Raw genomic sequence first — 21812 nt, forward strand, 5'->3', positions numbered from 1 at the left:
GTATCGTTCACGACCGCTGCGCAAAAAACCGGCCAGTCGCGCGACACCGCGAGCAAGGCCGGTTGGGGGAAATTTGCTTGACCGATGAGTTCATTCTCGAAACCCACGGGCTGACCAAACAATTTGCGGGATTCTACGCCGTTCGCGACGTTAATCTCCAGGTCCGCAAGGGTACCATTCACGCGTTGATCGGGCCGAACGGCGCCGGCAAGACGACGTGCTTCAACCTGCTCACCAAGTTTCTGCAGCCCTCCGAAGGCCAGATCCTTTACAAGGGCAAGGACATCAGCGCGATGGCGCCGGCGGATGTTGCCCGCCTCGGCCTCGTGCGCTCGTTCCAGATATCGGCGGTGTTTCCGCATCTGACGGCGCTGGAGAATGTCCGCGTGGCGTTGCAGCGTCAGCATGGCTCGTCATTCGATTTCTGGCGCTCCAAGAGCGTGCTCGACAAATACAATCAGCGCGCCGCCGAACTGCTCGAAGACGTCGGCCTGTCCGAATTCGCCAACACGCCGGCGGTCGAGATGGCCTATGGCCGCAAGCGCGCGCTGGAGATCGCCACCACGCTGGCGCTCGATCCGGAAATGATGCTGCTCGACGAGCCGATGGCCGGCATGGGCCACGAGGACATCGACAAGATCGCCGCGCTGATCAAGCGCATCTCGGCGAAATATACCATCCTGATGGTCGAACATAATCTCAGCGTCGTCTCGACGCTGTCGGACAAGATCACCGTTTTGACGCGCGGCAAGATCCTGGCGGAAGGCAACTATGCCGATCTCACCAAGGACGAACGCGTGAAGGAAGCTTACCTGGGAGCCGGACATGGCTGATACACTCGCAGCCGCACCGGCTACTGCATCGACGAAACCGGTTCTCGAAGTCCGCGACCTGCAGGCGTGGTATGGCGAGTCGCACATTCTTCACGGCATCAATTTCGACGTGAAGCCGGGCGAGGTGGTGACGCTGCTCGGTCGCAACGGCGCCGGCAAGACCACGACGCTGAAGTCCATCATGGGCATCATCGGCAAGCGCACCGGTTCGGTGAAGTTCGAAGGTAACGAGATCATCAAGGCCTCGTCGGACAAGATCGCCAAACAGGGGATCGCCTTCTGCCCGGAAGAGCGCGGCATCTTCTCCAGCCTCGACGTGCGCGAGAACCTGATGCTGCCGCCGACCATCCGGCCCGGCGGCCTGTCGGTCGAGCAGATCTTCGAACTGTTTCCAAATCTGAAGGAACGTCTGTCGAGCCAGGGCACGAAGCTGTCCGGCGGTGAACAGCAGATGCTGGCGATCGCCCGCATCCTGCGCACGGGCGCGCGTTTCCTGATGCTGGACGAGCCGACCGAAGGACTGGCTCCCGTCATCATTCAGCAGATCGGCCACACCATCGCACGACTGAAGTCGGAAGGCTTCACCATCCTGCTTGTCGAGCAGAACTTCCGCTGGGCCTCCACGGTTGCCGATCGCTATTACGTGGTCGATCACGGCAAGGTCGTCGATGGCTTCGCCAATTCGGAGCTGTCCGCCAACATGGACAAGCTGCACACCTATCTCGGCGTCTAATTCATAAGAAGCTACGGAGCGAGCCAACGGTCCGAGTGAAATCATGAATATCTCAGGGAGAGAGACACAATGCTGAAGAAGAGGGTTACGTCGTCACTGCTTGCAGCCGCGGCCATTCTGGCCGCGGGTTCAATGGCATCGGCGCAGGACAAGACGGCCAAGATCGGCGTATTGAACGACCAGTCGGGTCTCTATGCCGACATTACCGGGCAGGGTTCGGTGCTCGCTGCCCAGATGGCGATCGAGGATTCCGGCCTCACCGCCAAGGGCTGGAAGCTCGAGGTTCTGGTCGGCGATCACCAGAACAAGCCCGACGTCGGCGTCAATATTTCGCGCCAGTGGTTCGATCGCGACAAGGTCGACGTGATCGTCGACGTACCGACCTCGTCGGTCGGTCTCGCCGTGAGCAACGTGGTCAAGGAGAAGAACGGCGTCTATCTGAACTCCGGTTCGGGCACTTCGGATCTCTCCAACGCGCAGTGCTCGCCGAACACGATTCACTGGGCTTACGACACCTATCAGCTCGCCAACGGCACCGGCACCGCGCTGACCAAGGCCGGCGGCGACACCTGGTTCTTCCTCACTGCGGACTACGCCTTCGGCAGCGCGCTGGAGCGAGACACCACGGCAGCCGTCACCGCCGTCGGCGGCAAGGTGGTCGGCAGCGTGCGGCCGCCGCTCAACACGCCGGACTTCTCGTCCTTCCTGCTGCAGGCGCAGACCTCGAAGGCCAAGGTCATCGGCCTCGCCAATGCCGGCGGCGACACCATCAATTCCATCAAGCAGGCGTCCGAATTCGGCATCGTGAAGGGCGGCCAGAAGCTCGCCGGTCTGTTGATGTTCATCTCGGACGTCCATGCGCTCGGCCTGCCGGTCGCCAATGGCCTGAACCTGACCGAGACCTTCTACTGGGATCTCAACGACGGCACCCGTGGCTTCTCCAAGCGTTTTCAGGAGCGCATGAAGAACAAGAGCATGCCGACCACCGTGCATGCCGGCGTCTATTCGTCGCTGATCCATTACTTCAAGACGCTCGAAGCGATGGGCGGCAATTCGCATGACGGCCTCAAGATCGTCGACAAGATGAAGGCGACGCCGACCGACGATCCACTGTTCGGGAAGGGAACGATCCAGCCCAACGGGCGCAAACTGCATCCCGCCTATCTGTTCGAGGTGAAGAAGCCCGAAGAATCCAAGGGGCCGTGGGATTACTACAAGCTGGTGGCGACGATCCCTGCGGATCAGGCGTTCACGCCGCTTGAGAAGAGCACCTGTCCACTGTTGAAGAAATAGTGCTCCCGGTGCGTGCCGGGAGCAGTCTGAAGAGGAATTGAATGTCTGGAATGATAGCAAGACTGCTGCTCGGCACCGCCATTGCCGCCGCGACCGTGTCTGCGGCCACGGCTCAGGACAAGAACGTCAAGATCGGCGTGCTCACCGACCTTTCGGGCATCTATGCCGATCTTGCCGGGCCGGGCTCGACCCTGGCCGCGCAGATGGCGGTCGAAGACTCCGGCCTCAAGGCCAAGGGCTGGATCATCGACGTGATCTCCGGCGATCACCAGCACAAGCCGGATATCGGCGCCAATCTCGCCCGCCAGTGGTTCGACCGCGAAAAGATGGACATGATCGCCGACGTGCCGAATTCGGGCGTCGCGCTGGCCGTGAACAACGTCGTCAAGGAGAAGAACGGCGTCTACATCAATTCGGGCGGAGGCACCTCGGATCTCACCAACGCCCAGTGCACACCGAACACCATCCACTGGACCTACGACACCTACAATCTCGCTTACGGCACCGGCACCGCGCTGACCAAGGCCGGCGGCGACTCGTGGTTCTTCCTCACCGCCGACTATGCCTTCGGTGCCGCGCTCGAACGTGACACCAGCAATGCGCTGACGGCGGCGGGCGGCAAGGTCGTCGGCAGCGTCAAGCATCCGCTCAACACGTCGGACTTCTCGTCCTTCGTGTTGCAGGCGCAGTCGTCGGGGGCCAAGGTCATCGGCCTCGCCAATGCCGGCGGCGACACCTCGAACACGATCAAGCAGGCGGCCGAGTTCGGCATCACCAAGAACCAGAAGATGGCGGCGCTGCTGCTGTTCCTCACCGACGTCAAGGCGATCGGCCTCGATCTCGCCCAGGGCCTCAACTTCACCGAGACATTCTACTGGGATCTGAACGACGATACCCGCGCCTTCTCGAAGCGCTTCGCGGCGCGTTCGAAGGGGGCGGCTCCGCCGACCATGGTGCATGCGGGCGTCTATTCCGGCACGCTGCATTACCTGAAGGCGCTGGAGGCCCTCGGCGGCAATCCGCATGACGGCGCCAAGGTCGTCGCCAAGATGAAGGAAATGCCGACCGACGATCCACTGTTCGGCAAGGGCTCGATCCAGCCGAACGGCCGCAAGATCCACCCGGCCTATCTGTTCGAGGTCAAAAAGCCCTCGGAATCGAAGGCGCCGTGGGATTACTACAAGCTGGTCGCTACCATTCCGGCCGACCAGGCCTTCACGCCGCTCGACAAGAGCACCTGTTCGCTATTGAAGAAATAACGCGAGCTGCGGCCCGGCGGTATCCGCCGCCGGGTCGTGACTTCTGCTAACAAAACTAGAGTTGAAAGCGCCATGTCGATCAATCTCCAGGCCCTGTCCGCCCAATTGCTGGTCGGGCTCATCAACGGCTCCTTCTACGCCTTGCTGAGTCTCGGTCTCGCCGTGATTTTCGGCATGCTGAACATCATCAATTTCGCCCATGGCGCGCTCTATATGATGGGCGCCTTCGTGGCTTACTTCCTGCTCAATCTGGCAGGCATCGGCTACTGGCCGGCGCTGTTCCTCGCGCCGATCATCGTCGGCATCTTCGGCATGATCCTGGAGCGGACCATGCTGCAATGGATCGCCAATCTCGATCATCTCTACGGCCTGCTGCTGACCTTCGGTCTCGCGCTGATCATCCAGGGCGTGTTCCAGAACTACTTCGGTTCGTCCGGTCTGCCTTACGCCATTCCCGACGCGCTGAAGGGCGGCATGAATCTCGGCTTCATGTTCCTGCCGATCTATCGCGGCTGGGTCGTGGTGTTCTCGCTCATCGTCTGCATCGCCACCTGGTTCCTGATCGAGCGCACGCGTCTCGGCGCCTATCTCCGCGCGGCGACTGAAAACCCGACGCTGGTGCGCGCCTTCGGCATCAACGTGCCGTTGATGATCACGCTGACCTATGGTCTCGGCGTCGGTCTTGCCGCGCTGGCCGGCGTGCTGTCGGCGCCGATCAACCAGGTTCGCCCCCTGATGGGCGCCGATCTCATCATCGTCGTGTTCGCGGTCGTCGTCATCGGCGGCATGGGCTCGATCATGGGATCGATCATCACCGGTTTTACCCTCGGCATCATCGAGGGTCTGACCAAGTATTTCTACCCTGAGGCCTCCAACACCGTCGTCTTCGTGCTGATGGTGCTGGTGCTCCTCGTGAAACCCTCGGGCCTGACGGGACGGACCACCTGATATGACCACCATCACCGACAATTCGATCCCCGTGCAAAGCCGTGGCGTCAAGGACGAGATGATCGCCTTTGTGATCATGACCGTCCTGCTCGCAGCCGTGCCGTTCACCGGCCTGTATCCGTTCTTCGTGATGCAGGCGCTGTGCTTCGCGCTGTTCGCCTGCGCCTTCAACCTGCTGATCGGTTACGGCGGCCTGTTGTCCTTCGGCCATGCGATGTTCATGGGCACCGCGGGCTATGTCACCGCGCATATGGCCAAGGTCGGCACCATCGGCTTCAAGGTGCCTCTGATCGGCGAGTTCATGATCAATATGGGTCCGCTGTCGCCGGAGCTCTCGATCGTGTTCGGCCTCGTCGCGGCCTTCGTGCTCGCCGTCGTCACCGGCCTGATCGCGATCCGCCGTCAGGGCATCTATTTCGCCATGATCACGCTGGCGCTGTCGCAGTTGATCTTTTTCCTCTATCTGCAGACGCCGTTCACCCATGGTGAAGACGGCATCCAGGGCATCCCGCAGGGGATGCTGTTCGGCATCTTCAACCTCTCGAAGCCGATCACGCTGTATTACGTGATCCTCGTGGGCTTCCTGCTTGGCTTCCTGATCATCTTCCGCACCATCAATTCGCCGTTCGGCGAGGTGCTGAAGGCGATCCGCGAAAACGAGCCGCGCGCGATCTCGCTCGGCTACAAGACCGACCAGTACAAGCTGCTCGCCTTCATCCTGTCGGGTACGCTTGCGGGCTTCGCCGGCGCGCTGAAAGTGTTCGTGGCGCAGAACGCCTCGCTCACCGACGTGCACTGGACCATGTCGGGTGAAGTCGTGCTGATCACGCTGGTGGGCGGCCTTGCCACGCTCTACGGCCCGGTGGTCGGCGCCTTCGTGATCATCGCCATGCAGCAATATCTCGCCGGCTTCGGTCAGTGGGTGACGGTGATCCAGGGCGTGATCTTCGTGGTCTGCGTGCTCACCTTCCGCCGTGGCATCATCGGCGAGATCGGCCACCTCTTCAAACGCTCGCTGTAAGGGCAGGGCGGATACCATCGACCAGCGCAACGCCGCCGCAAGGCGGCGTTTTGCGTTGGTGGGAGGGCGTCGATGAGGCGGCAACACCGCTGCACTCCATTGCCCAGCAGACAATATGCGCGGAAGGAGGAGGTCCGCGCTTGACCTGCCCTCTGCGACCGAATATCGCATTTAGAATTATTCTAATCTGCGTGGGTCCCCATGAAGCCTTTTTCCGCACTTTCCGAGCGTGAGGTATTGGCGGTAGCCATCTCCGCCGAGGAGGAAGACAGCCGCATCTATGCGACATTCGCGGAGGACCTTCAGGAACGCTACCCGGACACCGCCCGCATATTCGAAGCCATGGCGGAGCAGGAGCGCGGGCATCGCCACCGGCTGCTCGATCTCTACGAAAAACGCTTCGGTCCGAACCTCCCTCCGATCCGGCGCGAGGACGTGAAGGGTTTTCTCAAGCGCCGCCCCGTCTGGCTGACCAAGAACCTGTCGCTGGACGTCATTCGCCGCGAGGTGGAGACGATGGAACTGCAGGCGCAGCGGTTCTACATCCGCGCGGCAGAGCAGGCGAGCGATGTCGGTCTGCGCCGTTTGCTCGCGGATCTCGCCGAGGAGGAAAGGGATCACGAGCAATATGCTGCCAGGATCACCACCGACATCCTGAACGCTAGTGCGCGGTCTGCCGAGGATGCGACGCAGCGGCGGATTTTCGTTCTTCAATATGTCCAACCCGGGCTGGCCGGGCTGATGGACGGATCGGTCTCGACGCTTGCGCCATTATTTGCGGCGGCATTCGCGACGCACAACAACTGGCAGACTTTTCTCGTCGGCCTTGCCGCATCGATCGGCGCCGGCATCAGCATGGGCTTTGCCGAGGCGCTCTCAGACGACGGTTCGCTCACGGGGCGCGGTTCACCATGGCTTCGAGGTTTTGTTTGCGGCCTGATGACGACCGTCGGCGGACTTGGACACAGCGTGCCGTATCTCGTCCCCGACAACTGGGCGAATGCGTTCTGGATCGCGACGGCCATCGCGGGGGTCGTGGTCTTCTTCGAACTGTGGGCCATCGCCTTCATTCGGGCGCGATATATGGACACGCCGTTTCTTCAGGCGGTTTTCCAGATCGTCCTTGGCGGCGCCATCGTCCTTGCGGTTGGCATTCTCATCGGAGCGGCATAGCCAGGTGGCAGCTATGGTGAACGCTATCTTGTCTCGAGGTCGTGTGTCATGGCTGGCGGCAGCATGTCTCTTCGTCACGAACGCCGGGCCGGCAAAAGCCGTAGACGAAATCCAAGTCTATAACGGCAGCATTGCCGAGATCGGTCAGCTCACGATCCAGCAGCATCTCAATTACGTCGCTCTGGGCAGCAAGACGCCGCCCTTCGCAGGCGGCATTCCATCCAACCGAAGCCTCAACGGCACCCCGGAATTCGCTTACGGCGTCACGGATTGGTGGGAGGTCGGCCTGTATCTTCCATTCTCGATCCAGGACCAGCGCTTCTACTCGGATGCCTTCAAGGTGCGCTCCCTCTTCGTGTCACCGAATGCCGACAAGCGAAACTTTTTCTACGGCATCAATTTCGAACTCAGCCACGAGACACCCGCATTTGCGCAGACGCGATGGGGCATGGAAATCCGACCGATCATAGGCGTGCGCAATGCCGGCTACGAACTTATCGTCAATCCAATCGTGGATATCGGCTTCGGCCAATCCGGCGAGGCGACCTTTACGCCGGCGGCACGCGTCGCTCGCCGCCTCACCGACGACCTGTCTTTCGGTGTCGAGTACTATTCCGATCTGGGGCGTATCGGCAGTTTCGATACTTTGAGCAATCAACAGCATACGATGTTTGCTGTAACGGACTTCAAGGTAAACGAGGTCGGTGTCAATTTTGGCATCGGCTACGGATTGACGCCGGCATCCGATCGCTGGGTCGTGAAGGCCATCATCGGCTACGCCTTGCCTGTGGAGGGTGGCGGCAGGACGGGTGGGGATGCTCCAGGAGCCGCACTGAAAAATCCTCTTGCGCATGCCAATCAGTCGTCGCTCCGGACCGTTCCACGTCCGTGACTATCGGCAGCGGAAAACCGCGGCGTTTTTTGCGTTTCGGCTCCGCCGTGGGGCGGATGAGCCAACGGGTCGCGCGAAGCGCGCCCGATGATAAAACTCCGCATCATCCGCCGGCCGATGCAAGATGCGAAGAACGGCGGATTACGGCTGCGCCTCATCCGCCTACGGCCGCCAATGTTCTCGCATTTTCGCGAAGTCATTGTGTCACCTCATAAAAATCCGCACGCACAATTCGGTGGATGACCCCGCACGGGTGCCCCGGCGATTGCCCCCACCTCCCGGATGTGATTTATGACGGTTTCGTGACAACGGGCCGCCGGGCGGTTCCGGTCGCGCCTCCCGTCCTGATTTCTAGGTGCCCCCGATGCTGCGCTTGTTCCGATCCTTTCTGCCGCGGGAGGAGCGGTTTTTCGACCTGTTCGCCCAGCATTCGCGTGCGGTGAGCGAGGGCGCCAGGGCGCTGGCGGGGATGCTGGAAGGCGGCGAGGAGACGCCGGTCTATTGCCAGCGCGTCAACCAGTTCGAGAACGATGCCGATAACATCACCCGCGAGGTGCTGACGGCCGTTCGCCGCAGCTTCATCACCCCGTTCGATCGCATCGACATCAAGAACCTGATCGGCGCGATGGACGACAGCATCGACCAGATGCAGCAGACCGCCAAGGCCGTGATGCTGTTCGAGGTGCGCCAGTTCGAGCCGCCGATGCGCGAGATCGGCACGCTGCTGGTGCAATGCGCCGAACTCATCGGCAAGGCCGTGCCGCTGATGGACAAGATCGGCGACAATCTCGGTCTGCTCACCGCGCTCACCGAGGAGATCGGCAAGCTCGAAGGCCGCGTCGACGACCTGCACGACATCGGGCTGAAGGAGCTGTTCCTCAAACATCGCGACGCCAACACCATGGATTTCGTGGTCGGCGCCGAGATCTACAAGCATCTCGAAAAGGTGGCGGATCGTTTCGACGACGTCGCCAACGAGATCAGCAGCATCGTCATCGAGCAAGTGTAAGGGCAGGGCCAGTGGACGCCACGCTCGCACTCCCGGTGCTGATCGGCCTGATCGCCGTCGCGCTGCTGTTCGATTTTCTCAACGGCCTGCACGATGCGGCGAATTCGATCGCGACCATCGTCTCGACACGCGTGCTGCGCCCGCAATATGCGGTGTTCTGGGCGGCGTTCTTCAACTTCATCGCGTTCATGGTGTTCGGCCTGCATGTCGCCAACACCATCGGCACCGGCATCGTCGATCCCGGCATCATCGATGCGCAGGTGATCTTTGCGGCGCTGGTCGGCGCCATCGTGTGGAATGTGGTTACTTGGGCGCTCGGCATTCCCTCCAGCTCCTCGCATGCGCTGATCGGCGGGCTGTTGGGGGCTGGCCTCGCCAAGGCCGGTCTGTCGGCTGCGGTGTGGAGCGGCGTGATCAAGACGCTGCTTGCGATCGTGCTCTCGCCGCTGATCGGTTTCCTGCTGGCGCTGCTGCTGGTGGCCATCGTGTCGTGGGCTTCGGTGCGCTCGACGCCCTTTGCGGTGGACCGCGCTTTTCGCGTGCTGCAGTTCGTCTCGGCCTCGCTCTATTCGCTCGGCCATGGCGGCAACGACGCCCAGAAGACCATGGGCATCATCGCGGTGTTGCTCTATTCGCAGGGCTATCTCGGCAGCGAGTTTTCGGTACCGTTCTGGGTCGTGATCTCGTGCCAGGCGGCGATGGCGCTGGGCACCCTGATGGGCGGCTGGCGCATCGTCCGCACCATGGGGCTGCGCATCACCAAGCTGAATCCGATGCAGGGCTTTTGCGCCGAGACCGGCGGCGCGGCGACCCTGTTCGCGGCCACCTTCATGGGCGTGCCGGTGTCCACCACCCACACCATCACCGGCGCCATTGTCGGCGTCGGCGCCGCACGGCGCGTCTCGGCCGTGCGCTGGAACGTGGCGAGTTCGATCGTCTACGCCTGGGTAATCACCATCCCCGCCGCCGCCATCGTCGCCGCGGCGACATGGTGGGCGGTGAAGCTGCTGCATCTGAGTTTTATCTAGCTCCATCCCTCATCCTGAGGAGTGCGCGCAGCGCACGTCTCGAAGGATGGCAACAAGCTCGGGAGCCAGGCCATCTCATGGTTCGAGACGCGGCCTGCGGCCGCTCCTCACCATGAGGGCGGGAGTGGGGGCAGGAGCAGGAGCTCAGCTCACCAGCTTGAGCCCTGCGATCCCCGCCACGATCAGTCCGATGCAGGCGATCCGCGCCACCGTGGCGGGATCGCCGAACAGATAGATCCCCAGCGCCGCGGTGCCGACCGCGCCGATGCCGGTCCACACCGCATAGGCGGTTCCCATCGGCAATTCCTTCAGCGCCAGCGCCAGCATGCCGACCGACGCGGCCATGCTGGTCAGCGTCAGGACGGAGGGAACGAGTTTTGTGAAGCCTTCGGTATATTTGAGCCCCACGGCCCAGCCGACCTCGAGCAGACCGGCAACGAAAAGAATAGCCCAGGCCATGGGAAGACCCCCTGAAACAGGCAGGGCCGTTCCCTGCGCATGATGGATTGATTTGGAGGTCGTCCTCGCCCGGTCTATATGGGTGCCAAGCATGGGCATCGCAACGCGGCCGAAGGTCGCCACATCCGGCAAAAGCCCTTGATCACCAGCATTTTACCTGCCACAGCCCCATCATGTCCGACATTGCAGCCCTCTCCAATTCCGAAGCGTCGCCGCTTGCCCTCGAGGTTGCCCGCCGCCGCACCTTCGCGATCATCTCGCATCCTGACGCCGGCAAGACCACGCTGACGGAAAAGCTGCTGCTGTTCGGCGGCGCCATCAATCTTGCCGGCCAGGTGAAGGCGAAAGGCGAACGCCGCAACACGCGCTCGGACTGGATGAAGATCGAGCGCGACCGCGGCATCTCGGTCGTCACTTCGGTGATGACGTTCGAATTCCAGGGCCATGTCTTCAACCTCTTGGACACGCCCGGCCACGAAGACTTCTCGGAAGACACCTATCGCACGCTCACGGCGGTGGATTCCGCCATCATGGTGATCGACGCCGCCAAGGGCATCGAGGCGCGCACGCTGAAGCTGATCGAGGTGTGTCGTCTCCGAGACATCCCGATCATCACCTTCGTCAACAAGATGGACCGCGAGAGCCGCGACATCTTCGATCTGCTCGACGAGATCGAGAAGACGCTGGCGCTCGACACCGTGCCGATCAACTGGCCGGTCGGCCGCGGCCGCGATTTCGTCGGCACCTATGACATCGAGACATCAGGCATCCGCCTGCTCGAAGGCGGCGGCGCCAAGACCGGCGCGGCCGAGCAGATCGCCATCTCCGAACTCGCCAGCCGCAACGCCAATCTCGATGCGGACGAAATCGCCGGCGAACTCGAACTCGTCAAGGAGGCCGGAAAGCCGTTCGACCTGCAGGCCTTCCGCGAAGGCCACATGACCCCGGTCTATTTCGGCTCGGCGCTGCGCAATTTCGGCGTCGGCGATCTGCTCGAAGGCCTCGGCCGCTTCGCGCCGTCGCCGCGCGCGCAGGAGGCGGATGTGCGCAAGGTGGAAGCCGAGGAGCCGCGCATGTCGGCCTTCGTGTTCAAGATCCAGGCGAATATGGACCCCAACCACCGCGACCGCATCGCCTTCGCGCGCCTGTGTTCGGGCAAGCTGACGCGCGGCATGAAGGCGAAGCTGGTGCGCACCGGCAAGAACATGTCGCTGTCGTCGCCGCAGTTCTTCTTCGCCCAGGACCGCGCCATTGCGGATGAGGCCTATGCCGGCGACGTGGTCGGCATCCCCAATCACGGCACGCTGCGCATCGGCGACACGCTCACCGACGGCGAGGACATCACCTTCATCGGCGTGCCCTCATTCGCGCCGGAAATCGTCCGCCGCGTCCGCCTCGGCGACGCCATGAAGGCCAAGAAACTCAAGGAAGCCCTGCAGCAGATGTCGGAAGAGGGCGTCGTGCAGGTGTTTCGCCCGCGCGACGGTGCGCCCGCATTGGTGGGCGTCGTCGGCCCGCTGCAGCTCGACGTGCTGAAGGCGCGGCTCGATGCCGAATATCAGCTGCCGGTGAGTTTCGAAGTCTCGGAATTCTCGCTGGCGCGCTGGATCTCGTCGGACGACAGGAAGAAGCTCGACACCTTCATGAGCGCCAACAATTCCGGCGTGGCCGACGACGTCGATGGCGATCCGGTGTTCCTGGCGAAGAACGACTTCTATCTGAACTACACCAAGGAACGCGCCGAAGGCATCGTGTTTTCGAATGTGAAGGACGTGAAGAAGAAGGGCTAGGGCCTCTTTCCCGCTCTCGAGCGGCGAGGGGGCGGGCGCTTGCACGCGATGTGACGGCGGGGGCGATGGTCCCCGTTCGGGCCGATCGTTTCGAATTTGAATCATTTCCGATCACATTCGATAGCGTTTTCTGGCTACGAGGCACGTGATGTCTGGGTGATCGCGCCATGACGGCGCGGCCTGTTGGAAAGTGTGAGTGAGATGGACGGGGTCGTCGTCAAGACTACGCTCCAGCTGATAGCGCCCGGCATCCTCGTCGTCTTCGGGATTGCCTTTGTCTGCGCGTGGCTCATCGAGAGGAAGCGCAACTATCTGTTCTGGCTGGCCGCCGCATGCGTGCTGTTTGCCTTCGGCGCCATGTCGCAGATCCTGAGCTGGCCGCCCGGCGCGGGGCCCAATGCCATCGTCTCGGGCGCACTCTACACCGCGGCCGTCATCGCCGCCGTGGAAGGCATCCTGCTGCGATCGGGCAGGCCGCTCGGCCCGCTCATCGATATGGCGATCCTGGCCGTCTTCGTGCTTCTGCTCGCCTATTTCTTTTACATCGACCGCAATCTCATCGCCCGGGTCTACATCCAGAATTTCGGCTACGGCCTGCTGATGGTGATCGCCGCGTGGCGGCTCACCGCCCTGGCGCGCGGGCGCTATGTCGACCGGGCGTTGTTCTGGGTGCTGCTGCTGTTCGGCTTGCATTTCTTTCCGCGCACCCTGCTCACGGTCGGATTTTCCCTGCCGGTGGACAGAACCGCCTTCGCCAATTCGGTGTTCTGGCAGGCGCTGCAGCTGTCGCTCGCCGTGCTCGGGGCGGGCCTCGCGCTGGCCATCCTTGCGGCGGCGGTGTCCGACATGATCGACGACCTGCGCCGCGAACGCGATCTCGACCCGCTGACCGGCATCCTCAACCGCCGCGGCTTTCAGGACCGGGTGTCCGCCCATCTGCACCGGCGCGGCCCGGGCGATGCCGCGCTGGCTCTGTGCGACATCGATCATTTCAAGAGCATCAACGATAGCCTCGGTCATGACATCGGCGACGACGTGCTCGGCGAGGTGGGGCGCCTGCTGCGCGGCGCGTCGCGCAGGCGCGACATTGTCGGGCGGCTGGGCGGCGAGGAGTTTGCGGTGTTCCTGCCGGATACGAACGAGCAGGACGCGGTCGATTACGCCGAACGGCTGCGGATCGCCATCGCGCAGCATGGGTTCGTCATCCCGGGCGGCGCGCGGCACGTCACCGTGAGTTTCGGCGTGGGCGCATTGCAGCCGGGCGACGACTGGCCGAGCCTGTACAAGCGCGTCGACGGGCGGCTGTACGCAGCGAAGCGGGGCGGCCGCAATCGCACCATCGCGCACGGACTATCGAGCGTGTCTGATGATGCACCTGACCGGCACGCGGGACATGCCGGCAATCCGCTGGCGGAAATGGGCTGAAGGTTTGGTGCGTATCGACGATCGAGCCGAGCGCACTTCCTTCTCCCTCCTGCGCATCGTCACGCCTGCCGCTCCACCTTCCTCTTGATATTCCCCAGCCCCAATTCCGCCTCCGCATCGATCCGCGCTACGATCTCCGTGCTCGCTTCCTTCGGCCGCGCCGGGTTGCGTACCGTGCGGATGAACTTCGTCCCGCCATCGATCTCGTGGCAGTCATACTGCACCACGATCGGCCCGATCGCGTTCATGTGGGTGAGTCCGATCCACAGCCGCGGGCGGTCGCAGGCGATCACCAGCCAGTCGAGGGAGACCGGGCCCGAGCGTGTCGACCAGTGTTCGTGAAACGTGTCGCCAAAGCCCATCGGGCGGTCGTCGCAGTCGATGGCGTGGGAGGAGGGCAGCCATTCCGGCCATGATTTCGGATTGGTGACGTAATCGAACACGGCCTCGGGCGCGGCCGCAATCACGATGGCATGGCTGCGCTCGAACGGATGCGTGGCGCCCTGCGGCCTGAGATCCATGGTCGTCATTTCGGCGTGTCCCCTTGTGGCGTGCGTTCCAGGCAATGAAGGTCGTGAACCATCCATGCCGCGGTTTGAACCGCGTACGCGCTTGCTGCGACGAAACGGGACCACAGCAGAATCCGCTGCGGAATGCCATCGCTCATGCAAGCTGATTGGAGTGTCGGATGTTGAAATGGCTGGGCTGCAGCGCCGTCGCCGCATTGTTCGCAATTGTCCAGGTCGATTCCGGTTTTGCCCAGAGTGCGCCGGCGGAGAAGGCGGAGCCGGTTGCCGCAGCCGAGAAGTCTGCCGACAGACCGGCGGTGGACAAGGCGACAGACAAGCCGGTGGAGAAGCCCGTCGCTGAGAAACCGGCCGCAGAGAAACCGGCAGCGGAGCGCTCCGCCACCGACAAGGCCGCTTCAGATAAGGCCGCCACGGACAAGCCCGCCGACAAGGAAGCCGTGCGCTCGCCGACGAAGCCGGCGGCTGAGGCGCCCGCCACGGACAAGGCCGCTGCAGCCGGCGACCATGAGCAGCCGAAGAAAAAGAAGGCGAAGCGGCTGACGCGCCAGCAGGAGCTCGACCGCTCCCTTGAGACCGGCACGGTGCCGGCGCGCTATCGCAGCCAGGTGCCGAAGGAATATCACCAGTACATTCCGTTCGCGCGGCAGTAACCCGCGAACGGCGCGGCCCCCGCCAACCTCTCCCCTCGGAGAGCAGGGCATCGCATATGGCGTTCAGCGATGGGGATGGCGCTCGGCCTGCATGGTTCGAGACGCCCGCTTTGCGGGCTCCTCACCATGAGGGTCGTCTACGATCCCACACTCGGTCCTCATCCTGAGTGTCTGACCGAAAACTCCGCCCCTCATGGTGAGGAGGCCTAGCGGCGCAATTGCGCCGCTGACAGGGCCGTCTCGAACCATGAGATGGTCTTGCAGGACCGTCTCGAAAGACATTTGCATCGCAAGCCCGCTCGACCTCTCCCCGCGCAAGATGCGGGGAGAGGTTAGCCGGAGCCGCTCGTACTTCATCTGAACCACGGAACTCATCGTCGCGACGAAGGAGAAACCATCCCGGAGACGACGATGTGGAAGCGCAAGTTACTGCTGGCTGCGGGGGTGATCGGTGCTCTCGGCATCATCGGCGGCGCGAGTGCGTGGTTGCTCTGGCCGCAGCCGGAGAACTGGACCGAGGAAGCCAAACTCTGCATCGGCGACAAATATGCGGGGTTCTGGGAAGCCAGCGGCCAGTATTCGTTCCGGATGGAATTCGAGAACAATTGCTACCGCAAGATCGCGTGTGGCCTCGATGTCATGGTCAGCAACGCCAGAGGCACGGTGAAGGACCACGGCACCGTCACCATTCCCGCCCGCGGCGAAATGCCGGGCGCGGCGGTCTACAGCCTGCCGACGACGTCATCCTCCGGCATGGCGCAGACGGCAAGAAACTGCCGGTTCGTGTGAGAGGTTTCTTCGAACCTTTGCCCACTGCCGTAGGGCGGATGAGCGCAGCGTAATCCGCCGGCCGATTGCGTGTGGCGAAGAGCGGCGGATGACGCCGCCCTACGGCCGTCCGACTACTCGATCCTGATCTTCGCTGCCTTGATCACATCGGCCCACAGCGCCTTCTCGTCGTTGATGCGCTTGCGCAGTTCGTCCGGCGTGGTCGGCGAGGGCGTGATGAGCTGCGCTTTCAGCTTCTCGATCACCGCCGGTTCGGTCAGCGTCTTGCGCACCTCCGCATTGATCGTGGCGACCATTTCCTTCGGCAGTCCGCCCGGGCCGACCAGCGCATTCCATGCATCGGACTGCACGTCCACGCCGCTTTCCTTCAGCGTCGGCACATCCGGCAGGAATGGCGAACGCTGCGCCGTCGTCACCGCGAGAATCTTCACCGCGCCGGTGGACAGTTGCGGAGTCACACCGATGGCGGGGAGGCACGCCACCTGCACATCGCCGCGGATCAGCGCGGTGGTGGCAGCGGGCGACGACGGGTAGGGGATGTGGACCATGTTCACCCCGGCCTTCTGCGCAATCGCCTCCATGCAGATCTGCGACAGCGTGCCGACACCGATCGAGCCGTAGGCAAGGCCCTTGCCCTCCGCCTTCGCCTTGGCGAGCAGCTCCGCCACCGAGTTCACACCGAGATTGCTCGGCACCGCGAGCGCGCTCGGCAATTGCGTGAGCAGCGTGATCGGCGCGATGTCGGTGTCGGGGTTGTAGGGCAGCTTGGCGAACAGCAGCGTGTTGATGGCGAGCGGGCCGCCCAGCGAGATGCCGATGGTCGTGCCGTCCGGGGCAGCCTTGGCGATGGCATCGGTGCCGATATTGCCGGAGGCGCCGGGCTTATTCTCCACCACGAAATGAGTGTCGGGATGCCGGGCCTGCAGGCTGTCGGCGAGCACGCGGCCGACGATGTCCGGGCTGGCGCCGGCGCCGAACGGCACGATGATGCGTACTGTTTTCGGCGGCCACACTGCCTGCGCGAAAGCCGCCTGCGGCACGGCGACGACAAGCAACGCGGCGAGCGCCATGCGTGCGCGGATGGAGATGGTGGCTTTTCGCAGCATTGCGCGTTTCCCCGGAAAAGTGATACCCGAACAGCGTCCTGACGCCGTGGCGAGCGGGACCATAATTGGAATTTCGGGGCGAGCAACCCATCCGGCACGCAACCGCCCTGCGAGAGGAAACAGGCCATGGGCCTCGTCACGATGATCGTCGGCCTCGTGCTGTTTCTCGGTATCCACATCTTCATCACGCGCCGCGCCGCGCGCGCCGACATGATCGCGCGGCTTGGCGAAGGCGGCTACAAGATCGCTTTCTCCGCGATCTCGTTGGTCGGTCTCATCATGATCATCTGGGGCTTTGCGACCTACCGCACCACCGGCTGGATCGATGTCTGGTATCCGCCGTTGTGGATCAAGCATCTCACCATCGCGCTGATGCTGCCGGCGGTGATCATGGTCGCGGCGTCCTATATCCGCGGCCGCATCTACACCACGCTGAAGCATCCGATGCTCGCCGGCGTCAAGCTGTGGGCGCTGTCGCATCTCCTCGCCAATGGCGATCTCGGTTCGATCATTCTGTTCGGCTCGTTTCTCGCCTGGGCGGTGTTCGATCGTATCTCGCTGAAGCGCCGCGCCGATCCCGGTGCGCCGCCAATTCCCGTGGGCGGCGTCGGCAACGACGCGATCGCCGTCGGTGTCGGTATCGTCGCTTATCTTGCCTTGGGCTTCGCCTTCCACCCGGTGGTGATCGGCGTGCCCGTGTTCGGAGCCTGAGCCATGTCGATTCAATCAGCCGTCAAGCGCAAGACCGCGCCGGATATTCTCGCCCGCAAGAACGGCGAGCCGATCGTGATGCTGACGTCGTATCACGCCCATACGGCCTCGCTGGTGGATCGCTATTGCGATGTGATCCTGGTCGGCGACAGCCTCGGCAATGTGATGCATGGTTTCGAGACCACCGTGCCGGTGACTCTGGAGATGATGATCCTGCAAGGCCATGCGGTCATGCGCGGATCGAAGCAGTCGCTCGTCGTGGTGGACATGCCGTTCGGCTCCTATGAGGCGTCGAAGGAGCAGGCGTTTCATTCCGCCGCGCGCATCATGAAGGAAACCCATTGCGGCGCCGTGAAGCTCGAAGGCGGCGCGCGCATGGCGGAGACGATCGCGTTTCTCACCGAGCGGGGTATTCCCGTGATGGCGCATATCGGCCTCACGCCGCAATCGATCAACGCGCTCGGCTCGTTCCGCTCGCAGGGCAAGGAAGAAGCCGAAGCGCTCGCGCGCGGCGAGAATGTGAGCGGGCCGATTCAGAACGACGCGATCGCGGTGGCGCAGGCCGGCGCATTCTCCGTCGTGGTCGAAGCGGTGGCCGAACCGGTCGCGCGAAAAATCACGCAGACGATTGCGATCCCCACCATCGGCATCGGCGCAAGCCCGGCCTGCGACGGCCAGGTGCTGGTGCTCGAGGACATGCTCGGGCTCAACGCGCGGGTGCCGAAGTTCGTCAAGAAGTACGGCAATCTCGGTTCCATGATCGAGGCCGCGATCCAGGACTACGCCACCGAGGTACGCTCAAGGGCATTTCCGGGGGTGGAGCACGTGTATGGTGGCAAGCCGAAGGCATGACGCGGCTGCCGCAATGTTGCCTCAGGAAATGCGCGCCGAACTCCGGAATTCGGCGCCTATTTCGGGGTTCTCATGCGCGGGGCTGTGAGCAAAGGACGCAGGCGATGAAGACGTTGACAATGCTCGGCTTTGCCGCCGCCTTGGTGCTGCTGCCGCAAGCCGGCCACACGGAAGGCGCAAGACGACCGCAACACCATCAGGCGCGCACCGAGCAGCCGCGCCAAGTCGTTGATCCCGCTGCGATTGTTCGCGGAAACGCGGCGCTTGGCGGCAATAATGCCAACTCCGCCTTCGGCGATAACGGCGCCGATTCCAACGCCAATGGCCGCACCAGCGGCGGCGCCGGCGGAATGAACTGATCCGGTCTGCCCCTAGGCTTTCCGGGATAACACCTTGATCGCGTTGGCTTTGCCTTGCCAACGCCATAACGCTAGGGTATCGCCGCCACAATGCGCGGGCCGATGCGCCCTGCGCCGCTCGGGGTGAGCGCGGCCGATCCATCACGGGAAATCTCTAAGTGTCTGAATTATTTAATGAAGTCGATGAGGATCTGCGCCGCGAGCAACTCAGGAAGATCTGGGAGAAATACTCCCTCCTGATCATTCTGGTCGCCGTTCTGATCATCGGCGGCGTCGGCGGCTGGCGGATTTACAGCCATTTCGAGGCCAAAAAGGCCGCCGAAGCGGGCGCGGCCTTTGATCGCGCGTCGGAATTGTCCGAGCAGAACAAGCCCGCCGAGGCCGAAGCCGCTTTCACCAAACTCGCCGCCGAAGCACCGGGCGGCTATCGCACCCTGGCGCGTTTGCGCGCAGCCGGCGAGGCCGCGAAGCGCGATGCCGCGGCGGCCGTGAAGCTGTATGACGACCTGATCGCGGATGGCAGCGTCGGCGCGCTGGAGAAGGACCTGGCCCGCGTCCGCGCCGGCGCTTTGCTCGTTGAAACAACGCCTTACGACACGCTCCTGGCGAAACTGGAGCCGGCCACCACGGCCAGCGGCACCTATCGCCATTCGGCCCGCGAACTGCTCGCCCTGGCCGCCTGGAAGGCCAATAACGCCGGCGAGACGCGCAAATGGGTTGAGACGCTGTCCAACGATCCCGAAACGCCGTCCAGCATCCGCACCCGTGCCGAAGCGCTGCAGGCGCTGCTGCCGCCGGCAGCCAAGAGCTGATCCCGGCGTCTAACCGAGTTTGAGTGAGAAGACCATGCGCTTGTCGATGCAACGCCTTGTTTCCGCTGCGGTTCTGATCGCGCTCGCAAGCGCCCTGACCGGTTGCGGCGGCGCGTCCAGCTGGGATCCGTCGGATCTGCTCGACTTCATGGACACCAAGAAGAAGCTCCCCGGCGACCGCAAGCCGGTGTTCCCCGAAGGCGTTCCCGGCCTCGAGCAGGGCGTGCCGCGCGATCTCTACAAGGAAAGCGTCGAGCGCCAGCAGGCCGAACAGGCCGCCGCTGCCGCGGCTGCAGCAGCGCCGCCGCAACAGGCTGCTGCACCTCCGTCTCAACCGCGCAAATCGCGGTCGCGCAGCCGCGGCGATGTCGAGGTCGGGACGGTCAGTCAGGACGGTGCCGCTTCGACGGATGAGGGCGGCGCTGCCGCCGTTGCACCGCCGCCGGCCGGTCGCAAGATCACCCGTCGCCGCACGACCGCGCCGCCGCCCGAAGAGCCTGCTGCCGCCGCACCGGCCGCGCCTGCACAGCAGCAGCAGTCGTCGCCATTCCCGGCCCCGATGCCTTCGGGAAGCTTTTCGCGTTAAGCTCGCTTAAACTCTCTTTTGGAGCACGACCTGATCCGAAAACCGAATGTTACTTTTCGGGATCATGCTCTGGCTCCTCACATTGACAGGTCGTCCGTAACGGGCGAACGGATCGCCCATGTCCTATACGATCGCCATCATCGGCCGGCCCAATGTCGGCAAGTCCACGCTGTTCAACCGCCTGGTTGGACAGAAGCTGGCGCTCGTCGACGATACGCCGGGCGTGACGCGGGATCGCCGCGAGGGGGCGGCGAAGCTCGGCGACCTCGAATTCACCATCATCGACACCGCCGGTCTCGACGAGGGGGCCAAGGGCTCGCTCACCGCGCGGATGCAGGAGCAGACCGAGACGGCGATCGAACTTGCCGACGCGCTGTTCTTCGTCATCGATGCGCGCATGGGCCTGACGCCGAACGACCGCGCCTTCGCCGATTTCGCGCGCCGTGCCAACAAGCCGGTGCTGCTGCTCGCCAACAAGAGCGAGGGCAAGCATGGCGAGATCGGCGCCATGGAGAGCTATGCGCTCGGCCTCGGCGATCCCATCCAGATCTCCGCCGAACATGGCGAGGGCATGGGCGAGCTCTATGACGAACTCGCCAAGCTTCTCCCGGAGCCGGTGGAAGAGGAAGAAGAGGAGACGATTGCGGAAGAGTGGAGCGACGAAGAGATCGCGTCACGCCCGATCCGTGTCGCCATTGTCGGCCGCCCGAATGCCGGCAAGTCCACCACGATCAATCATCTGCTTGGCGAGGAGCGTCTGCTGACTTCGCCGGAGGCTGGCACCACGCGCGACAGCATCTCCGTCGAGGTCGACTACAAGGGCCGCAATTTCCGCATTTTCGATACGGCCGGACTTCGCCGCCGCTCGCGCATCGAGGAGAAGCTGGAAAAACTCTCCGTCGCCGACGCGCTGCGCGCGGTGCGCTTTGCCGAAGTCGTCGTGATGATGATGGACTCGCAGAACAAGTTCGAGGAACAGGATCTGCGCATCACCGACCTCGTCGAGCGCGAGGGCCGCGCTTTGGTGCTCGCGGTCAACAAGTGGGATCTCGTCGAGAAGCGCGGTGGCATGATCGGCCAGTTGCGCACCGAGGCGGATCACTGGCTGCCGCAGATCAAGGGCGTGCCGATCGTCGCGATCTCCGGCCTGATGGGTGAGGGCATCGATCGCCTGATGGCGGCGATCCAGGAGGCCTACAAGATCTGGAATCGCCGCATTCCGACCGCCGCGCTGAACCGCTGGTTCGAGGATGCGATCTCGACCAATCCGCCGCCGGCGGTGTCGGGACGGCGCCTGAAGTTGAATTACATCACGCAGACGAAGGCGCGTCCGCCGAGCTTCGTGGTGTTCTGCTCGCGCGCCGACGCCGTGCCCGAGAGCTATCTGCGCTATCTCACCAACAGCATGCGGCAGGCGTTCGATCTGCCGGGCACGCCGGTGCGCATCACCTTGCGCGAGAAAGCGAACCCGTTCGCGCACAAGCGCAAGCGGCCGAACTGAGAATGAAGCGCGGATGAGCGTAGGCCGCCGAGCGGATTAGCGAAGCGCAATCC

At 63.3% G+C, this 21812-nt stretch carries 23 protein-coding genes; 20 read left to right on the plus strand and 3 right to left on the minus strand.

Annotation, left to right across the window (positions count from 1 at the left end; genetic code table 11):
- Positions 1–77 precede the first annotated feature (77 nt).
- From E0H22_RS12045 to E0H22_RS12090, 10 genes are all read left to right on the plus strand, one after another.
- Entirely contained in the window at positions 78–833 is a 756-nt protein-coding gene (locus tag E0H22_RS12045; protein WP_233025865.1) for an ABC transporter ATP-binding protein, read from the plus strand.
- Positions 826–1566: an ABC transporter ATP-binding protein gene (locus E0H22_RS12050; protein WP_233025866.1), complete on the plus strand. Its 741-nt coding sequence runs from the start codon at positions 826–828 to the stop codon at positions 1564–1566. Before E0H22_RS12045 ends, E0H22_RS12050 begins: the two co-directional genes overlap by 8 nt.
- 69 nt (positions 1567–1635) lie before the next feature.
- The gene (locus tag E0H22_RS12055; protein ID WP_233025867.1) at positions 1636–2859 is read left to right on the plus strand and encodes an ABC transporter substrate-binding protein; all 1224 of its coding nucleotides are present in this window, start codon (positions 1636–1638) and stop codon (positions 2857–2859) included.
- A 41-nt stretch (positions 2860–2900) separates the two neighbouring features.
- Entirely contained in the window at positions 2901–4118 is a 1218-nt protein-coding gene (locus E0H22_RS12060) for an ABC transporter substrate-binding protein (protein ID WP_233025868.1), read from the plus strand.
- A 72-nt stretch (positions 4119–4190) separates the two neighbouring features.
- Complete coding sequence (locus tag E0H22_RS12065; RefSeq protein ID WP_233025869.1) at positions 4191–5066, plus strand: branched-chain amino acid ABC transporter permease; 876 nt, start codon at positions 4191–4193, stop codon at positions 5064–5066.
- A 1-nt stretch (position 5067) separates the two neighbouring features.
- Positions 5068–6087, plus strand: a complete 1020-nt coding sequence (locus tag E0H22_RS12070; RefSeq protein ID WP_233025870.1) for a branched-chain amino acid ABC transporter permease — start codon at positions 5068–5070, stop codon at positions 6085–6087.
- Positions 6088–6288: 201 nt separating this feature from the next.
- Positions 6289–7260, plus strand: coding sequence for an iron exporter MbfA (mbfA, locus tag E0H22_RS12075; protein WP_233025871.1), 972 nt, complete (start codon positions 6289–6291; stop codon positions 7258–7260).
- 13 nt (positions 7261–7273) lie between these two features.
- Positions 7274–8152 (plus strand): hypothetical protein, encoded by an 879-nt coding sequence (locus E0H22_RS12080; RefSeq protein ID WP_233025872.1) that lies wholly within the window; start codon positions 7274–7276, stop codon positions 8150–8152.
- Positions 8153–8516: 364 nt separating this feature from the next.
- The gene (locus E0H22_RS12085; protein ID WP_233025873.1) at positions 8517–9161 is read left to right on the plus strand and encodes a DUF47 domain-containing protein; all 645 of its coding nucleotides are present in this window, start codon (positions 8517–8519) and stop codon (positions 9159–9161) included.
- Positions 9162–9172: 11 nt separating this feature from the next.
- Positions 9173–10189 (plus strand): inorganic phosphate transporter, encoded by a 1017-nt coding sequence (locus tag E0H22_RS12090; protein ID WP_233025874.1) that lies wholly within the window; start codon positions 9173–9175, stop codon positions 10187–10189.
- 144 nt (positions 10190–10333) lie between these two features.
- Here the strand turns inward: E0H22_RS12090 and sugE are convergent, their stop codons facing one another.
- Entirely contained in the window at positions 10334–10648 is a 315-nt protein-coding gene (gene sugE / locus E0H22_RS12095) for a quaternary ammonium compound efflux SMR transporter SugE (protein ID WP_233025875.1), read from the minus strand.
- Positions 10649–10821: 173 nt separating this feature from the next.
- Between sugE and E0H22_RS12100 the strand changes: the two genes are divergently transcribed.
- On the plus strand, positions 10822–12438 hold the full coding sequence (locus E0H22_RS12100; RefSeq protein ID WP_233025876.1) for a peptide chain release factor 3: 1617 nt from the start codon (positions 10822–10824) through the stop codon (positions 12436–12438).
- 201 nt (positions 12439–12639) lie between these two features.
- Positions 12640–13863: a GGDEF domain-containing protein gene (locus E0H22_RS12105; RefSeq protein ID WP_233025877.1), complete on the plus strand. Its 1224-nt coding sequence runs from the start codon at positions 12640–12642 to the stop codon at positions 13861–13863.
- Between the two features lie 59 nt (positions 13864–13922).
- Here the strand turns inward: E0H22_RS12105 and E0H22_RS12110 are convergent, their stop codons facing one another.
- The gene (locus E0H22_RS12110) at positions 13923–14393 is read right to left on the minus strand and encodes an SRPBCC family protein (RefSeq protein ID WP_233025878.1); all 471 of its coding nucleotides are present in this window, start codon (positions 14391–14393) and stop codon (positions 13923–13925) included.
- A 158-nt stretch (positions 14394–14551) separates the two neighbouring features.
- Between E0H22_RS12110 and E0H22_RS12115 the strand changes: the two genes are divergently transcribed.
- Together E0H22_RS12115 and E0H22_RS12120 are read left to right on the plus strand one after the other, a co-directional pair.
- Positions 14552–15043 (plus strand): hypothetical protein, encoded by a 492-nt coding sequence (locus E0H22_RS12115; RefSeq protein ID WP_347340832.1) that lies wholly within the window; start codon positions 14552–14554, stop codon positions 15041–15043.
- A 411-nt stretch (positions 15044–15454) separates the two neighbouring features.
- Positions 15455–15832, plus strand: a complete 378-nt coding sequence (locus E0H22_RS12120; protein ID WP_233025879.1) for a hypothetical protein — start codon at positions 15455–15457, stop codon at positions 15830–15832.
- Positions 15833–15945: 113 nt separating this feature from the next.
- Here the strand turns inward: E0H22_RS12120 and E0H22_RS12125 are convergent, their stop codons facing one another.
- Positions 15946–16938, minus strand: a complete 993-nt coding sequence (locus tag E0H22_RS12125) for a Bug family tripartite tricarboxylate transporter substrate binding protein (protein ID WP_430715250.1) — start codon at positions 16936–16938, stop codon at positions 15946–15948.
- 126 nt (positions 16939–17064) lie between these two features.
- Between E0H22_RS12125 and E0H22_RS12130 the strand changes: the two genes are divergently transcribed.
- The 6 genes from E0H22_RS12130 to der all read left to right on the plus strand — a co-directional run bounded on the left by E0H22_RS12130 (position 17065) and on the right by der (position 21759).
- On the plus strand, positions 17065–17649 hold the full coding sequence (locus E0H22_RS12130) for an NnrU family protein (protein WP_233025880.1): 585 nt from the start codon (positions 17065–17067) through the stop codon (positions 17647–17649).
- Between the two features lie 3 nt (positions 17650–17652).
- Positions 17653–18501 (plus strand): 3-methyl-2-oxobutanoate hydroxymethyltransferase, encoded by an 849-nt coding sequence (gene panB, locus E0H22_RS12135; RefSeq protein WP_233025881.1) that lies wholly within the window; start codon positions 17653–17655, stop codon positions 18499–18501.
- Positions 18502–18605: 104 nt separating this feature from the next.
- A complete protein-coding gene (locus tag E0H22_RS12140; protein WP_233025882.1) occupies positions 18606–18860 on the plus strand; it encodes a hypothetical protein in 255 nt (84 codons plus the stop codon).
- 158 nt (positions 18861–19018) lie between these two features.
- The gene (locus E0H22_RS12145; protein WP_233025883.1) at positions 19019–19672 is read left to right on the plus strand and encodes a tetratricopeptide repeat protein; all 654 of its coding nucleotides are present in this window, start codon (positions 19019–19021) and stop codon (positions 19670–19672) included.
- Positions 19673–19706: 34 nt separating this feature from the next.
- Positions 19707–20258, plus strand: a complete 552-nt coding sequence (locus tag E0H22_RS12150) for a hypothetical protein (protein WP_233025884.1) — start codon at positions 19707–19709, stop codon at positions 20256–20258.
- A 118-nt stretch (positions 20259–20376) separates the two neighbouring features.
- Positions 20377–21759, plus strand: a complete 1383-nt coding sequence (gene der / locus E0H22_RS12155; protein WP_233025885.1) for a ribosome biogenesis GTPase Der — start codon at positions 20377–20379, stop codon at positions 21757–21759.
- Positions 21760–21812 lie beyond the last annotated feature (53 nt).

The sequence above is a fragment of the Rhodopseudomonas boonkerdii genome (assembly GCF_021184025.1).
Lineage (GTDB): Bacteria > Pseudomonadota > Alphaproteobacteria > Rhizobiales > Xanthobacteraceae > Tardiphaga > Tardiphaga boonkerdii.

Coding starts and splice junctions, on each gene's coding strand:
- E0H22_RS12050 (WP_233025866.1), top strand. CDS start 826: ATGGCTGATACACTCGCAGCCGCACCGGCTACTGCATCGACGAAACCG.
- E0H22_RS12055 (WP_233025867.1), top strand. CDS start 1,636: ATGCTGAAGAAGAGGGTTACGTCGTCACTGCTTGCAGCCGCGGCCATT.
- E0H22_RS12060 (WP_233025868.1), top strand. CDS start 2,901: ATGTCTGGAATGATAGCAAGACTGCTGCTCGGCACCGCCATTGCCGCC.
- E0H22_RS12065 (WP_233025869.1), top strand. CDS start 4,191: ATGTCGATCAATCTCCAGGCCCTGTCCGCCCAATTGCTGGTCGGGCTC.
- E0H22_RS12070 (WP_233025870.1), top strand. CDS start 5,068: ATGACCACCATCACCGACAATTCGATCCCCGTGCAAAGCCGTGGCGTC.
- mbfA (WP_233025871.1), top strand. CDS start 6,289: ATGAAGCCTTTTTCCGCACTTTCCGAGCGTGAGGTATTGGCGGTAGCC.
- E0H22_RS12080 (WP_233025872.1), top strand. CDS start 7,274: ATGGTGAACGCTATCTTGTCTCGAGGTCGTGTGTCATGGCTGGCGGCA.
- E0H22_RS12085 (WP_233025873.1), top strand. CDS start 8,517: ATGCTGCGCTTGTTCCGATCCTTTCTGCCGCGGGAGGAGCGGTTTTTC.
- sugE (WP_233025875.1), bottom strand. CDS start 10,648: ATGGCCTGGGCTATTCTTTTCGTTGCCGGTCTGCTCGAGGTCGGCTGG.
- E0H22_RS12100 (WP_233025876.1), top strand. CDS start 10,822: ATGTCCGACATTGCAGCCCTCTCCAATTCCGAAGCGTCGCCGCTTGCC.
- E0H22_RS12105 (WP_233025877.1), top strand. CDS start 12,640: ATGGACGGGGTCGTCGTCAAGACTACGCTCCAGCTGATAGCGCCCGGC.
- E0H22_RS12110 (WP_233025878.1), bottom strand. CDS start 14,393: ATGACGACCATGGATCTCAGGCCGCAGGGCGCCACGCATCCGTTCGAG.
- E0H22_RS12115 (WP_347340832.1), top strand. CDS start 14,552: ATGTTGAAATGGCTGGGCTGCAGCGCCGTCGCCGCATTGTTCGCAATT.
- E0H22_RS12120 (WP_233025879.1), top strand. CDS start 15,455: ATGTGGAAGCGCAAGTTACTGCTGGCTGCGGGGGTGATCGGTGCTCTC.
- E0H22_RS12125 (WP_430715250.1), bottom strand. CDS start 16,938: ATGCTGCGAAAAGCCACCATCTCCATCCGCGCACGCATGGCGCTCGCC.
- E0H22_RS12130 (WP_233025880.1), top strand. CDS start 17,065: ATGGGCCTCGTCACGATGATCGTCGGCCTCGTGCTGTTTCTCGGTATC.
- panB (WP_233025881.1), top strand. CDS start 17,653: ATGTCGATTCAATCAGCCGTCAAGCGCAAGACCGCGCCGGATATTCTC.
- E0H22_RS12140 (WP_233025882.1), top strand. CDS start 18,606: ATGAAGACGTTGACAATGCTCGGCTTTGCCGCCGCCTTGGTGCTGCTG.
- E0H22_RS12150 (WP_233025884.1), top strand. CDS start 19,707: ATGCGCTTGTCGATGCAACGCCTTGTTTCCGCTGCGGTTCTGATCGCG.
- der (WP_233025885.1), top strand. CDS start 20,377: ATGTCCTATACGATCGCCATCATCGGCCGGCCCAATGTCGGCAAGTCC.